Raw genomic sequence first — 15,482 nt, forward strand, 5'->3', positions numbered from 1 at the left:
ATTGGCGGTAGTTTGCAGCAAGTTTTAAACATCATATCTGGACTTTAGAATTGGGATTATAGTCTCTATTCCGATTTTTAAGTTATTCAATAACTCACCGTTATCAATCAAATCTTCGGAGTGTATTTTTTGTAGGCTATTTGTAATTTCTGCAATGTTTACCAATCCGGCTGAAATGGACATTCCGTAAAGTTTATGCGCAAATGCAGTTACTTTTTCAAGATCTGTTTGCCAGCCGTTTTCATTAAGCTGGTTAAGAGCTTGTTCTAATTGTTTAATCGTGATTAGAATAATTTTTTTAAGCTTACTCTCATCTTTATCTAAATAGAAGTCTAGTTTTGACTTATCAAAATGTATTATTTCTTGAGGCGTCGAAGTTTTTTTAGCTTTGGGCAACCATTTTTTCAGGATATCATCAATATTTTCCTCAAGCACGGGTTTTGTGATGAAGTCATCCATACCCGCTTCAATACTTTTTTCCTTCTCCCGCGTGATGTTTGCAGCAGTAAGTGCAATAATTGGAGTACGATAGTCGTTTTCGAGTAGTCTGATTTGTTTTGCACATTCATATCCATTCATTTCAGGCATTTGAATATCCATGAACACAAAATCAGGCACTTCTTTTTTAAAAACCTCTAGACCCAAGATTCCGTTTTCCGCCTCTAAGATTTTTGAATTTGGATGAATTTTTTCAATTAATGCTCTTGCCAGGAACCTATTCACCTCATTGTCTTCAACAATTAAAAACGTGTAATTGTGATTTAGCGTTGTAACTTCTTCTGAACTAATGATGTTTTGAGTAGTATTGTCTGGAGAAACCTCGTTCAGTTTAGCCAGCGCTTGATACAGATCGTCAATTTTAATCGGTTTACTGAGCCTGCTTTGAATGCCCAGATCTCTGCAGGCGGCGATTAATGTTCCATCATCAGATGAGCTGTGAAGAAGAATTATGGGCGACTTTTGATTTGGATCTGAAAAACTTTGCCTGATTTTAGCAACGGTTTCTAAACCGTCCATAAACGGCATGTGATAATCCATCAAGATAACATCATACTCATTGCCTTCAGCCAAAAACTGTAGCGCCTGAAAACCTCCTTTAGCTTCTGTGACATTAATATTTTTTAGCAGGAGCATATCTTTTAAGATAATCCTGTTATTGTCATTGTCATCCACAATCAATACATTGTTGATCGATTCGATCCCCATATACTCTATCGCAGGACCGGCTTCAGATTTTAACGAAATGTCAAAGAAGAAGGTACTACCAACGCCAGGTTCACTTATCAGCTCAAGACGGCTATCCATCATGTTAAGTAACTTATTAGATATCGTTAATCCAAGGCCTGTTCCACCATATTTCTTAGTTGTTGATGAATCTTCCTGGGCAAATGCGCTAAAGATTTTGTCTTGTTTGCTCAGTGGGATTCCGATGCCGGTATCTCTTACACTAAAACGAAATCTATCTTGCTCATCACCTTTGGTAAGTAATTCTATCTTAAGTTCTATTTCTCCCGAATGAGTGAATTTAGAAGCATTGCCTAAGAGATTGATAAGTACCTGTTTTAAACGCAATCCATCCGCGAATATAAAACGGGGCAATTCGGCGTGAAGGTTTAATAGCATCTCCAGGTTTCTGGATTGGATTTGGTAAGTGGTGATATCAGTTGCCTGTGAGGCGATTTCAAATAAATCACATTTTTCCACGTCAAGTTCAAATTTTCCAGCCTCGATTTTAGAGAAATCCAGAATGTCATTTATAATGGTGAGCAATGTATTTGCAGATTGGTTTACAATAGATAGATATTGTTTTTGGATGTCGGTCAATTCCGTTTTTAAAACCAGATCAGTGAAACCGATTACGCCATTCAAGGGCGTCCTGATTTCATGGCTCATGTTGGCGAGGAAGTCTGACTTTGCAGCATTAGCATAATCCGCACGGAGTTTGGCCACAGTTAATTCCTCTCGATGCTTAACAGCCTGAGAGATATCCTGAGTGACAATCATCATTCCTCCTATAGCGCCTTCTAAGTCATGCCAAGGACGCATCTCCCATGAAATGTGATGGGGCACCTTGGTAATGGGATCGACGAAAATATCCTCGTCTTTTTTAATCACATCACCTTTTAAGACTTTCTGATGATTTTCAATTCTGCCTTTATCAAGGTTCGGGAACACTTCATAATAAGAGAGCCCATCAACATTGTCCAAGGTTTTGATATATGTATTCATCCATCTCTGACTTGCGGCTAAGAAATGCATGTTAGCATCCAGCATAGCTACCGAGGCAGGTGCGTTATTAATGAATGCAAGTAATGTAGCTTTCTCAATCGCCAAAGCTTTTTCAGCCATTTCCTTTTCAGTAATATCCGTAGCGACACCAAGATGGCCGATTATATGGCCATCAGTATCCTTGATAGAGGTAATAGATAACGAAACCCTTATCCGAACCCCTTCTTTTGTAATGTATGTAAAAGGCCTTTCCTTCTCTTCTGTATCAGCGCAGATTTGAAACAAGCGAAACTTGTCATTTCTAGTGCCGTTTTCTTCCAAAACATCATCACATATGGCTAGGATTTCCGACTTATCGTGTATAATTTCCGGACTTTTCAAGCCAACCATTTCAGCAGCAGTGTAACCCAGTAAGTTTTCAGCTCCAGTGTTAAACAAAGTGATAATACCATCATTATTAGTAGCGATGATACTCACCTGAGAGGATGCAGACAATACATCATCTAACAGTTTTTTAGATTCAACTAGCTCAAGCTGAGCGCGCTTTTGCTCATCTATATTCTGAAGGGTTCCATAGATTCTGGTGTTTCCAAGTTCAGATATTTCCCGGTTTCCTTTTGCCCTTACCCAAAGTTCCTCTCCAAAACTATTGATAATTTCCAGTTCGTGATCCCACTCTAGACCTTCTTCGATACATTTCCTAACAGCACTACTGACCTTATCCCTACTTTCACCTTCCTTGTAAAAGTCCATCGCAGTGGAGAGTTGCGGAACATAATCCGGGCTTAAACCATGGATTTCCTTAGTGACATTTGTCCATATCAATTCTTGTTCATTAATCTTGTACTCCCATCCGCCTATCTTAGCAAGCCTACTCGTCTCCTCAAGTAAATTTCTGGTATGTGTGAGGTCAGTTTCTAATTTCTTTTGATCTGTGATGTCTACTGCGTTGCCGATTACATAAAATTCATTACGCTCATCCTCTTGCAGGACATTTGAATAGAGCCAGATTCTTTGTTCACCGGATTTTTTTCTGACAATCATTAGTCCCTTGGAATGACCTTGTTCAAACACTTCTTTCAGATAATGATCAAGGTTGTTATGACGTTCCTCCGGGATAATATCCCGAAGATTTTTCCCTCTAAGCTCGGCAATATCGTAGCCAAGAATTCTAGCCCCAGACGCATTAAGTGATAGTAAATCACCATTTAAATTGTGGATACACATTAATCCCTGCGAATTTTCAAAGAATACCTTGAACTTTTGCTCGCTGAGCGTTAGTAAGCGGTTTTTTTCTGATTCATCTGTGATATCCCTTCCTATAGCGAAAAGATTCTTTTTATTTTTGTCGGCAGTTGTTGACCATTGAATGGATCTATATTTTCCGCTTGCAGTAAGTATTCGGAAACTGATAACATCAAATTCCTTTCCATACAAAAAATTATCCCAATACGATTTTGCAGACTCAATATCTTCAGGGTGTACCAGATCAAAATAAGACTTTGTCTTCAGTGTTATTTCATTCCAACCCAATCGTTTGATAAATCCAGGATTAACCTTTTTAAATCTTCCATCACTTCCCAAAATACAGATCAGGTCATCTGTTTCTTCAAATAGTGTGCTGAAGTTTTTATATTCCTCCCTTTTCTTTCTTTCCATGATGAGTTCCATTGCTTCCTCAGCCAACAGCGCCAATGCATGGCGTTGTTGAGAACCAAGCTGTTTCGGAGATGTATCCACCACACATATGGACCCAAGAGTAAAACCTTGCGGATCGATGATCGGATAACCTGCATAAAAGCGTACTTTCAACCCGTCAGTAACATCCGGATGAGTTTTAAAACGTTCATCCTTGGAAAGATCCTCTACAATAAATAAATCCGTTCCTAAAACAGTATGTTCACAGATAGCTGCTCCGCGTGGGAGTTCCTCAATGACCAGTCCATTTGCAGATTTGTACCACAACCGATTGGTTTCTACAAATGAGATAAGAGAGATTTCGCAACCACAAATAATTGATGCAATTTCTGTTATCCGGTCAAAATCGCGTTCAGGACTGGTATTAATAATCTCATAATCATATAACGCTGCTAATCTTTCCTCTTCTCTTTGTTGCATATTTATTGGTTGTATGGTTTTTGTACAGGCTTAACTTCATAATAAGTAAGAAGTCATAAGAACTCTAAGCCTCTCGAATCGGATTAATTAGTATAGATATATAAGAATGAATCGCGACCTATAGCAACGATAACTCTTTGTTATAAATATAAAGAAACTTACGAAAAATTATAGTTTCTACAGGAAAATTTTGAACTATAATTGCGTTTTGCAATGATGAAGAACTATAGTGGTTCAGACATTTTCTTTTTGAAATAAGGCAGGGATAGTTTTCAAGATCAATTTGAGGTCATTTGCAAAACTTTGGTTTTTCGCATAAGTATTATCCAGTAATAACCGCTCCTCTTCGCTCATATTACCCTTGCCTCTTTTTTCAACCTGCCATAGGCCAGTGATTCCTGCCGGAGCGGCAAAACGTAATACGTATTTATCTGTAGTTAGCTTTTCTGCCTCATAAAGTGGAAGTGGTCTATTGCCAACGATGCTCATATCCCCCCTAATCACGTTCCAGAGCTGAGGAAGCTCATCGATGCTGGTGTTTCTTATGAAATTTCCGACTTTAGTAATTCTGGGATCATTCATGATTTTGAAGAAGGCTGACTTACCATGCTTATTTTCTCTGAAGGCGGTATCTTTTTCACACCATTGAACGCCATCTGAATATAAAGGATATTGGCATTTACCCGATGAACTGCAATTATTGCATAAATCCACCTGAGCTGCAACATTGGTGCTGTTTTGTGCATCAATGTCATATTGATTTAGGTGCTTAAGCTCTTTAATCCGAGCGTCGGCGTTGACATACATTGACCTAAATTTATAGAAAGGAAAAATTTTAAAACCAGTGCCCGCCCTTGGGGAATAGTAGAATATAGGTCCTTTAGATTCTAATCTGATCAATATGGATACAATGATCAAGACAGGAGAGAGCATAATTATTGCAAGTCCCGCAAAAAAGATATCGAAACTTCGCTTAGCCCAGCCAATTGGCTTAAGCCGAACCAAATTGTTATTCACACTGGATCTAAGCGCGGTCCAGTTTGCTATGTTGAAGTTAACCCTCTTTTCAATTTTATAGCCGTCTAGAGGTAATTTAAATACATCAGTTACGCCACCTGATAAAGCGAGTAATCTTAAATTTGCATTAAAATAATTCACAACCAAAAAAAACGGAACTTCTTCTATGTTTCTATTTCTAATTGTTTCTATCAGGGACAGACCACCAGTAGACAAGATTTCACTGTGGGATATGATTGCACGAATATCTAAAGACTCATTACTCCATTTTTCTAGCAGCCTCATTCCGTTTTCGAAACAGATCACCTCGGCACCATGGAAATTTAATTGCTGAAAATATGAATTTAAATCATCTGAAAACCCAACAATAGCCACCATGGTAATTGCTGAGTTCGTTTGAATAGCAGCATCCATTAGTTTATCCCTTTTCCAACTCTTCTCAATATCCCCTTTATTCTAGCTTCCAGTTCAGCTGGATTGAAAGGCTTTAATAGAAAATCATCTGCTCCCGCTTCCAAGCATTTGATTCTTTTGTCAGAGCTCTCCTCTCCGGAAAGAATAATGATAGGTAGAGAGTGGAAAAAATCACTCGCCTTCATCTGCTCAATTAATTCAAGGCCGCTCATATTTGGTGTGTTTAGATCAGAAATAATCAGATCAGGTAGATGACCAGACTGTAAGTGATTAAGTGCACTCATTCCGTCTGATTTGATATCGATGCGATAGTTGGTCTGAAGAATTTCCTCAAGTATCGCCTGCATAAATTCGTCATCTTCAATAACTAAAATGTGGATCTTCTGCTTATTTTGTATGCTCATCGAGGAGATTTGTAATTTATAAACATAAGGTGATAAATTCGGTAGAGTGTGAACATGCTTTGGAGAGAAGTTAGTGTAATCGGGACTATAAATGAAACCAAATTATTTAAATAATTTATAATACAATAATAAGGAAATTTATAGCGAAAATAAATGATATTCTGAAAAGGAGTGAAAAATGTATGTGTAGATTGTCTGTCGTTAGTAGATTTAATATGATTGTCAAAAAATCATTCGACAAAATTTGTATATGTATCATTACTTAATGTATTTTTAAGCAGTGAATTCGTTGCTTCCCTTTCAAGAAATATCAGGTTGTCGAACGGCTTATAATAACCTATCAGGTATGGTTGCTTTTTGGATCAATATTTTAACAGAAAACACTTAACTCTGCAAATTGTAACTGGCAAGACTATTGTTAAGGAGATGAAAAAACGAAGACACTGCTGATTGAAGAATAGAGTTAATTAAGGTTAGAAAGCTCCTGCTGTTTTCTGTTAACCTAGCAAAAAATTCAATCAAACATATACTATTGATATCGCACTATGCATACTGTTAATATATTAGAGGAATTATCTCTGGATTTAGAAAAAGAATCTCAGTCAGGACTTCATGGTCCAAGGGAGTTAATCAATGAGGGTGCTTATAGGCATTCCAAAAGCATAATGCATTATGCGCCATCTGTGTTCTTTGAATATCAGCATGATGAAGAGGGTAATATTACGCTCCGATATTTAAGTCCAGAGATTAGTAATCTATTTTCAGTACACACTGATTCATCTCAGCTAAATCATTTTTACAAGAGATTGAAACAGCTCACATTGCTTTATCAACAGCAACAATCAAAGCAGGGGCTCCCCTATATTGAGTCGCAATACCCTTTGAATGACGGAACCATGCTGTACTATAATATAGGAATAGCAAATGCAATTGATCCTCTCGATGGTCAACAGGTATTTCTGGGCTACATAGCGGATATTAGCAAACAAAGAATATCAGAAAAAGCCCAAGTTGATACCAATATTAAATATCGGGATACTGTTGCCACTATGGGTTTAGGGTTAATGGAACTTGATAGTAATAACGAGTTATTATATGTAAACAGGAGTCTCGGGAATCTGGTAGGATATGAGCCCAACGCCATGAAGGGCAAGCACGTGACTGATTTCTTTGGAGAGGAATATCTATCTGCACATTACTTAGAGGGCAAAGAAAGACCCCTGAATAATTTTCAACTTGAATTTAAGGATAGGGGAGGAAATAAAAAATGGTGCGTTGTCAATCAGACCATAAACTATAATACACAAAAAGAAATCATTGGTTATATCGCAATTATAATAGATATCACGGATCATAAAGTTGAACAGCATGAGTTAATAAATGCAAAGAAGGAAGCAGAGAGGTCCGCGAGCTCGAAGGAACTGTTTCTGGCAAATATGAGTCATGAAATTCGAACACCTATGAATGCAATTATGAGCATGGCCAATGAACTATCTAAAACAGTTTTGACACCAGAACAGAAGTATTGTTTGCAAACGATCCAATCTGCATCAAAAAGTCTTCTTGTTATTATAGATGATATTTTAGATCTCTCAAAGATTGAAGCTGGACAATTAAATTTGGAATATATAGGATTCAGTTTGCAGGACTTACTTCATGAGGTGATGAAATTTGTAATGCATAAAGGTGAGAAAAAGGGACTTGCTATGATCTCCAAGGAAGTGGATCGAAATATTGCTGGCATTCTCATCGGCGATCCTTACAGGATAAATCAGGTTATTTTGAACCTGTTGAGTAATGCAGTGAAATTTACTGAAAAAGGAAGTGTTAGTTTGGAAGCTCAGTTGTTGAGCGATGATGGCTCTCAGCAAGAAATTGAGGTGATTGTGAGTGATACGGGGATTGGGATGGACCCTGCTTTTGTAGAACATCTGTTTGATAACTTTACCCAGGAATTTGAATCTGTATCCAGAAAATACGGAGGAACGGGTCTTGGAATGAGTATATCAAAAAAATTGATTGGACAAATGGGCGGTCGTTTCAACGTAGAGAGCGAAAAAGGCATTGGCTCGACCATATCATTTATACTCAAACTCGAAAAAGGATTGGAAAGTGATATTCGAAATGAAGTTCCTATATCAATCGATGAGGACTTGCTGCTTAATAGAAAAGTACTCATTGTTGATGACAATGAGATGAATAGATTGGTGGCAGCAACCATTTTGTTAAATTATGGAGCCCAGGTGATGGCTGCGGAAAGCGGCGAATCAGCAATTGAGATGACCCAAGAAGGTAATTTTGACGTTATACTCATGGATATTCAAATGCCGGTATTAAACGGGTATGAAACAACCGGCAGACTGCGTAATTTAGGATATGCCGGACCTATCATTGCCTTGACCGCGTCAGCAGTTAGTGGAGAGCGGGAGAAATGTCTGTCAGCAGGAATGGATGATTATATCACTAAACCCATTAAGGAAGATACTTTTATCTTGTTGATCGATCAGTGGATAAAAGATAGGCCTTATTCTGTGGAACAGCCAATAATCGATCAGCCCTTGTATAGTTTAGAAGGGTTATTGGAGATTAGTAAAGGGCGGCAGGACTTCGTTACTAAAATGATGGAGCTATTTTGCAAACAAATGCCGATTGCGACAAGCGATTTAGCGGAGGCGCTGGCCAGAAAGGACTTTGATAATTTATCTCAGATTGCACATAAGCTCAAGTCTACTATTGACAATCTTGGTATTATTACAATTCAGCGTACCATCAGAGATATAGAAACCTTGAGCCATTCTGACATCCCATTAGAAGAGCTTTCTGCTTTGGTAAATCTTGTTATAGATACTGTCAATAAAGTGGTCATTGATTTAAACATGGAAATCAATAGGCGAACAGCCTAAAAGGTCCCTAATGATAAAATATATTTTCTTTGATTATCGCATTAATTCGCATAGACATCTTCCTTTAGCGCCGGTAGAGGTATAACTTAGGTTAAATCTAGAACCTAGAATCGAAGAAATTTATTTTAAGGATAAAAGGGCTATTATTTGTATAGCCGATTGTTTTCGCTCGGAAGGAACTTGTCATTTTTTTTTCTGGATGAAACTCCTTTTGATAAATATTGCTTACGCAGTAATCAATTCAAACTGATGGTATTTTGCCCTTATCTCATTTTTCTTCATCACTGGTAAAACTAGTATTTAAGGGCTATTGTTAGCAGATCGCTATCGGAGTAATTTTATTGTTGTAAAAACATCACTTATTCTTCATCATTGAATTGCTGTTTGTCAACTTAATTTAGGCCGAAAGATCATGAAAATTGCCATTGTTGGAACAAAAGGGATTCCTGATCTTTGCCGGGGATTTGAGAAAGCAGCTCAGTTTATTGCTCTTGGGCTTGTGCAAAGTGGTCATGAGATACATGTATATTGTTCTCATAATCATTCCTTTCAGGGATCAAATTGGAAGGGGATCAAATTAATCCATATTTATGATCCTGAATACAATTTGGGTGCCATCGGCAAATTACTATACGATTTGAACTGTTATAAAAATTTAAGACATCACCAATTTGACTTAATCATGCAGTTTGGAGCCTCAAGTTCCATCTGGTCCTGGATGTTGCCCAAGCAGACCCTACTGGTTACAAATATCTATTCCTTAGAGTGGAAGCGGGGGCGTTACGGTATTTTAATTTCAAAAATTCTTCAAATTGCGGAATGGTTGGCGGTGCGCTATAGTCATTCGCTGATTTCCGACTCGGTTTTTATAACCAAAAATTTGCAAGGCCGTTACAAAAGGGAAGTAACGCTCATTCCTCAGGGGATAGAGCCTTTCTCAGCAAGTACCGATGATAGTTTATCTGATCATCAGCTAATACCTTTCCATTATAATTTATATGTTGGAAGTTTAGATGCTGATTGTGATCTAGAGACCATATTAGATGGTGTGGTTTCCTCTGGCTCCAAGAAACCATTTGTCATTGTCGGAAATTGCTCAGGAGAGTTTGCTGAGAATTTAAAACAAAAGTATAGTCATCATCGGCAAATTAAATTCTTAGGAAGTTTTTATGAACCAGAGAGGTTGAACCAACTCAGGTACTACTCGGATCTTTATTTTTGTGGTAACCGTAGTGACGGCTCAATGCATTTGCTATTAGAGGCTATGGCTGCAGGTTGCGCAATCTGCGCACTTGATAACGAATCTAATCGTAGCATTCTTGGCGATGATGCGTTGTACTTTAGCTATTCGAGAGATGTTGCCGGACATCTTATTTCAGGAAAGGTTAAAAAGATAAATTACAAAGAGATGATCTTAAGAAATCTTGATAAAATTTATGAAAACCACAATTGGCCTACAGTGATCAACAAATATAGGCAGCATTTTGCCTCTTTATTTCCTCTAGTTAAGTTTAAAGTTATTCATGAGGAAGTTTTACCATTATACCAGATAGATGAGTGTTAATAGAAGTCATATCTTCCAGGACTGGAAGGTCAATCAAAATAACGTTAAGGGTAGGATTGTAATGGTCTGTTTTAGATGTGCAGCTTTAGTTTACCGTTATGATCTGTTAAAAATTGTTTTCTGCTGGTATATTTTGATTTACAAATTCATACTTGGTTGGATATTTAACATTGAAATTCATCCCAAGGCCATCATCGGCAGTAACTTCAAGCTGGAAAATGGATTTGGTACTGTGATTGATAAGACGACTCGAATCGGTTCGAATTGTACAATAAGCCATTTAACAACGATAGGTTGCAAAGATCTGGAAGATGGCTCGACCCTAGTCTCTCCGGTGATTGGCAATCACGTCTATATTGGGGTGAATGCGATAATTATTGGGCCAGTGTACATCGGTAATCATGTTATCATTGGCGCGGGAGCAGTAGTAACCAAAAACGTAGATAGTTATAGTGTTATTGGGGGAAACCCCGCTGTAGTAATAAAAATGATCTACAAATATCCACTAGTTAAGACTTCGCTGGAATTGGAAGGAGTAGTGAAATAAAAGATAGGCCTTTAGACTAGTACTTCAGCCACCTTTTTTTGTCTCATCCAATTGTTGATAGAAATTGTCTGCAATTGGGAAGCTTACGGTGATCTTTGTGCCTTTATAGTTTTCAATAGTGAGCTGTCCATTGAGTCTTTTCACCCGAGAGTTCATATTTGATAAGCCCATACCAACCTTACTCTTGCCCACAGGATCAAATCCTTTTCCATTATCTTTGATAATAAGGGATATTGTTTCATCATTTATATTCAGTTCCATAGATACCTTGGTGGCCTTTGAATGTTTTAATGTGTTGTGACCAATCTCTTTTGCCAACAAATAGAAATTTCTTCTGCTTTCACTCCTTATTTTCAGAAATGGAATTAATTCTGGCATTTTTGACTTAAAAATGATAGCGGAATGTTTGAAAAGCTTTGATAATTGCTCCTCCATGTAAAATATAACGCTATCAAGTTGGTCATTTTCAGTGCTTGTTGTCCATATAATGTCATTTATCTTTAATGAAATTTCCTTTATCATCTCATTTAGTTCTTTAAATTCAACTATATCGGAATGTTTTTGCGTGGCTAATTCTGCAAATAATTTGATTGCGGACAATCCTGAACCCAGCTCGTCATGTAGTTCTGCACTGATCCTTTGTCTTTCTATTTTTATGGCTTGACTCTCCAGCAAATACTCATTTTTATACCTCAAGAAAAATTTATTTTTTCTAAAAATCACTATCGTTAATAACGGAAGGAAAATAATAAGAGAAAGGATGAACGGCCAGTGGTCGTATAATATACTAAAGTTTTCTGTGTCTAGGACAAAACCAACGCTATTTAATAATGCTAAAATGCTCATGTAAGTTGTAATATTAATAATACAAAAATGGATAAATTTGGTTATATTTTTTGTCGTATTCGCCTTTGTTTCATGTCGTATTATTTCAGTGCTTTCCGTTCAAATAATTCTATAATAGGTTGATTTAAAACTACATGCCTTTTTTTTGTCACTTTATTGATTACCCCTATCTTGCGGCCATTGAAGATTACAGTTAATAGAAGTATTTTTTTTCATATCACAGTTGTCACTTATTATAATAGTATTAAATATATGAGAATTAAGCAATATAGACACATTAAACAATTTAAGTATGAGCAAAAAACCGACAAAGTAAATTTTATTGATAAATGTCAATTATTTTCCTTAAGGTAATCGTTCTTTATTTTTACCGTCAATGCAACTCGCTAATAAATAATGGAAAGCAATAACCCGAAGCGTTTGCTTACAAAACTGATGCCTGTTTCAAAAAAAAACAAATAATAAATGAATAGACAGGATATGTTCTCCAATTTTTTTAGGGTAGTAATTCAACTTGGCTGTTTTGGCAATAACAATTTCAGATATTTTTTGAAAGCCTAGGTGTCAAATGATCCGATTAAGTGATTATCCGATTGGATAATATAATTGATCAAATTTACATTAAGGTATTCTGTCTTATTGTTAGCATTTATTTCAATTTGTCCATTAGAAATAAAACGCCAAGGCGTGTAGGGAAATAACACCTGCTATTACTTTAGTTGATTTTTTTAACACAAAATGGCTCGTAAATTGTAGTATAAAACTTACTAAAGCCAAATAAACTGTGAAACTTAAAGACCTTGGGAATTTGAGCCCAAGTAAATATTATCATTGATTGATCATTTATAAAGGATACGTGTGGCCCTAAGGGGCTATTGTTTCAAGACAAAGAAATCCATCAATTTACAAACGAAATAAATTTTTAACCTCATACTAAAGGCTCTCATGAATGTCGAAAATCGAAAATACACAGGTAAGGTAAATATTATTCCTGCCTTTGTTCGTTTGAGGTTGTTGACCAATAAAAACAGATTTTAATATGATTACAATTTCTATTGTTGAAGACCACCCTTTGTATCGCGATTTGCTTGTCAGAGCAATTCAGGTCAACAAAATTTTTACTGTTAAAGGCGTTTACGCATCCGCTGAAGAAGCATTATCTAAAATACATTTAGATGAACCGGATATCGCTCTGGTAGATATAAAACTAGAGGATAAATCTGGGATTGAATTTGTTAACCAGGCCAAGTCTAAGCTAAGTTACACTCAGTTTTTGATGTGTACCAGCTACCAAAACGATGAAAATATATTCAATGCATTACAAGCTGGTGCATCCGGATACATTTTAAAAGGATCAAGTATTCAGGAAATCTATTCTGCGATTACTGAGCTTTATGAAGGTGGAGCACCAATGAGCCCGTATATTGCTAAAAAAGTAATTAGTTTGCTAAATGCTAAACACAGTAATCCTGACGCATTTGGACTATCAGAGCGGGAATTAGAAGTTCTTTCACTGCTGAGCAAGGGACTGCTCTACAAGGAGATATCTGATCAGCTCTGCATTAGTCCAAACACTGTTAAAAATCATTGTAAGAATATTTACAAACGTTTACATGTTCAAAATAAAGTAGAGGCGTTAAACAAATTCAATCAATACCGCGTAAATTCATCACTGCCGAGATTCAGTTAATTTGATTTTTCTGTTATGTAGTTGATCATCAAATGTCTAACGTTTGTTCTTCATCGAAAAATTCATAACTTTAAAAGACGTTATGTAAAACTAACCTTTATTTATTTAATATAAGTTAACGATTCCGTCATATGAAAAGCAGACATGCTTTAATCCTAATTACCTTTCTGGTGCTGTTGGATGCGCTTACAATCAATTGCTTATTTGCAGTCATTTACTTTCTGAGATTGTTAAAGTTTACATACCCCAGCGGGGGATTCAATTTATTGATTCTTATTAATATTTGTTATATGATCTCTGCATTGATTGCTAGATTATATACATTTTCAAATGTGCAAAATAGCGATACCAGGTACAAGAAAATAATATTAGCATTTTTTTTTCAAATTGTCATTTTTATTGTCGTCAGTAAACTATTCTCGTTTAAATTTTCTGTTACAGAGCCGTTATTCTATTTTTTTGCCTTAGAATTATTGTTGTTAATTTCCATTCGCTTGTTTGTAGACATTGCGGATCGTTATTTCCTGAAAATGGATTTGCATAAACGAAAAATTGCTATCATCGGTGACGATGCGCTTGGCAATCGTTTAGAAAAGTTCTTTCTACAAAATCGACTTTCGATTAGTTTCGCAGGTTCATTCAGGGATTTAAATGAAGTTGAATTAGTTGATGAGCAACCTGTTGATAAATTGCATAGTTCAATTAAGTACGCGATAGAGCATGAGTTAGATGAGGTTTACTCGACGGTTTTTCCATCACAAAGCCGGGCGCTTGACCAGGTGTTAAAATTAGCTGAGCAACATTGCGTTCGTATCAGATTCGTAACCTCGTACCTACAATATCAACGCGACCTGGAGGCTTTCAGTAAGGCAAACTATAAACTGAGTAGGTACTATGACGGTATCCCGATTCTTGTCAATAGGATGGAACCACTGACGAAACTTCGAAATAGGATACTTAAGCGCGGCTTTGACATAATTTTTAGTCTATTGGTGATAGTGTTTCTGCTCTCTTGGCTTTTTCCCTTAATAGTAATTCTGATATTATTAGAATCGAAAGGCAATCCCATTTTTAAGCAACTGCGCTCAGGAAAAGATAATGAATCTTTCTATTGCTTCAAATTCAGGAGCATGCGTCTTAATGAAGACAGCAATACCAGGCAAGCGAGTAAGGATGATCCAAGAGTAACCAAAATAGGATCTTTTATCCGTAAGACTAGTATCGATGAGTTACCTCAGTTTTTCAATGTGCTATTTGGACAAATGAGTGTTGTCGGACCAAGGCCTCATATGGTAAAGCACACTGAACAGTATCGTTACACGATCGATGGTTACATGACGCGTCATTTCTTGAAACCAGGTATTACAGGACAGGCACAGGTAAACGGTTTCCGCGGTCAGACCAAGGAGGAATCACAAATGTTAGGGCGTGTAGCGCATGATATATCCTACATGGAGAGCTGGAGTTTGCTAAAAGATGTTAAAATTATATTTAAGACAATAACCAATGCAGTGAGTGGAGAGGAAAATGCCTTCTGATCTGATTATTTATAACTAAGAACCCTGTGTTTAAGCATCAAGTATTTACATCGTATTGCTTTTTTGGAGGTTAATACTTCATCAGCATCAACTTTTATATCCATCAGCTTCAAATTAGTTTTTAATCGATTGTTGATCAGAATTGTTGCGACAACTTTCAAGGGTTTCTGGATCTATTCTTAGGGCATCTTTTAACTCTTTGCTTGCAATAC

9 protein-coding genes are annotated in these 15,482 nt (G+C 36.7%); 5 read left to right on the plus strand and 4 right to left on the minus strand.

Annotated elements, in window-relative coordinates:
- Positions 1 to 24 precede the first annotated feature (24 nt).
- The 3 genes from OQZ33_RS02755 to OQZ33_RS02765 form a co-directional block, all read right to left on the minus strand.
- Entirely contained in the window at positions 25 to 4,347 is a 4,323-nt protein-coding gene (locus tag OQZ33_RS02755) for a PAS domain S-box protein (RefSeq protein WP_265797509.1), read from the minus strand.
- 234 nt (positions 4,348 to 4,581) lie between these two features.
- On the minus strand, positions 4,582 to 5,778 hold the full coding sequence (locus tag OQZ33_RS02760; RefSeq protein ID WP_322975003.1) for a sugar transferase: 1,197 nt from the start codon (positions 5,776 to 5,778) through the stop codon (positions 4,582 to 4,584).
- A complete protein-coding gene (locus OQZ33_RS02765) occupies positions 5,778 to 6,182 on the minus strand; it encodes a response regulator (protein WP_265797510.1) in 405 nt (134 codons plus the stop codon). The genes OQZ33_RS02760 and OQZ33_RS02765 overlap by 1 nt, the downstream gene beginning before the upstream one ends.
- Before the next feature lie 545 nt (positions 6,183 to 6,727).
- Between OQZ33_RS02765 and OQZ33_RS02770 the strand changes: the two genes are divergently transcribed.
- From OQZ33_RS02770 to OQZ33_RS02780, 3 genes are all read left to right on the plus strand, one after another.
- Positions 6,728 to 9,085: a response regulator gene (locus OQZ33_RS02770; protein WP_265797511.1), complete on the plus strand. Its 2,358-nt coding sequence runs from the start codon at positions 6,728 to 6,730 to the stop codon at positions 9,083 to 9,085.
- Positions 9,086 to 9,497: 412 nt separating this feature from the next.
- The gene (locus tag OQZ33_RS02775) at positions 9,498 to 10,649 is read left to right on the plus strand and encodes a DUF1972 domain-containing protein (protein ID WP_265797512.1); all 1,152 of its coding nucleotides are present in this window, start codon (positions 9,498 to 9,500) and stop codon (positions 10,647 to 10,649) included.
- Positions 10,639 to 11,196 (plus strand): serine O-acetyltransferase, encoded by a 558-nt coding sequence (locus tag OQZ33_RS02780; protein WP_265797513.1) that lies wholly within the window; start codon positions 10,639 to 10,641, stop codon positions 11,194 to 11,196. The genes OQZ33_RS02775 and OQZ33_RS02780 overlap by 11 nt, the downstream gene beginning before the upstream one ends.
- A gap of 24 nt (positions 11,197 to 11,220) precedes the next feature.
- Here OQZ33_RS02780 and OQZ33_RS02785 read toward each other — a convergent pair whose 3' ends face one another.
- Positions 11,221 to 12,042, minus strand: a complete 822-nt coding sequence (locus OQZ33_RS02785; protein ID WP_265797514.1) for a sensor histidine kinase — start codon at positions 12,040 to 12,042, stop codon at positions 11,221 to 11,223.
- Positions 12,043 to 13,081: 1,039 nt separating this feature from the next.
- On the opposite strand from OQZ33_RS02785, the gene OQZ33_RS02790 reads away from it, so the two are divergent.
- Both OQZ33_RS02790 and OQZ33_RS02795 read left to right on the plus strand, forming a co-directional pair.
- The gene (locus OQZ33_RS02790) at positions 13,082 to 13,732 is read left to right on the plus strand and encodes a response regulator (protein WP_265797515.1); all 651 of its coding nucleotides are present in this window, start codon (positions 13,082 to 13,084) and stop codon (positions 13,730 to 13,732) included.
- Between the two features lie 131 nt (positions 13,733 to 13,863).
- The gene (locus OQZ33_RS02795) at positions 13,864 to 15,270 is read left to right on the plus strand and encodes an exopolysaccharide biosynthesis polyprenyl glycosylphosphotransferase (protein WP_265797516.1); all 1,407 of its coding nucleotides are present in this window, start codon (positions 13,864 to 13,866) and stop codon (positions 15,268 to 15,270) included.
- Positions 15,271 to 15,482 lie beyond the last annotated feature (212 nt).

Source organism: Pedobacter sp. MC2016-05, from assembly GCF_026239735.1.
GTDB lineage: Bacteria > Bacteroidota > Bacteroidia > Sphingobacteriales > Sphingobacteriaceae > Pedobacter.

Bases quoted from the DNA above. Each gene is read 5' to 3' on its own strand.
- OQZ33_RS02755 (WP_265797509.1), bottom strand. From the start codon at position 4,347: ATGCAACAAAGAGAAGAGGAAAGATTAGCAGCGTTATATGATTATGAG.
- OQZ33_RS02760 (WP_322975003.1), bottom strand. From the start codon at position 5,778: ATGGATGCTGCTATTCAAACGAACTCAGCAATTACCATGGTGGCTATT.
- OQZ33_RS02765 (WP_265797510.1), bottom strand. From the start codon at position 6,182: ATGAGCATACAAAATAAGCAGAAGATCCACATTTTAGTTATTGAAGAT.
- OQZ33_RS02770 (WP_265797511.1), top strand. From the start codon at position 6,728: ATGCATACTGTTAATATATTAGAGGAATTATCTCTGGATTTAGAAAAA.
- OQZ33_RS02775 (WP_265797512.1), top strand. From the start codon at position 9,498: ATGAAAATTGCCATTGTTGGAACAAAAGGGATTCCTGATCTTTGCCGG.
- OQZ33_RS02780 (WP_265797513.1), top strand. From the start codon at position 10,639: ATGAGTGTTAATAGAAGTCATATCTTCCAGGACTGGAAGGTCAATCAA.
- OQZ33_RS02785 (WP_265797514.1), bottom strand. From the start codon at position 12,042: ATGAGCATTTTAGCATTATTAAATAGCGTTGGTTTTGTCCTAGACACA.
- OQZ33_RS02790 (WP_265797515.1), top strand. From the start codon at position 13,082: ATGATTACAATTTCTATTGTTGAAGACCACCCTTTGTATCGCGATTTG.
- OQZ33_RS02795 (WP_265797516.1), top strand. From the start codon at position 13,864: ATGAAAAGCAGACATGCTTTAATCCTAATTACCTTTCTGGTGCTGTTG.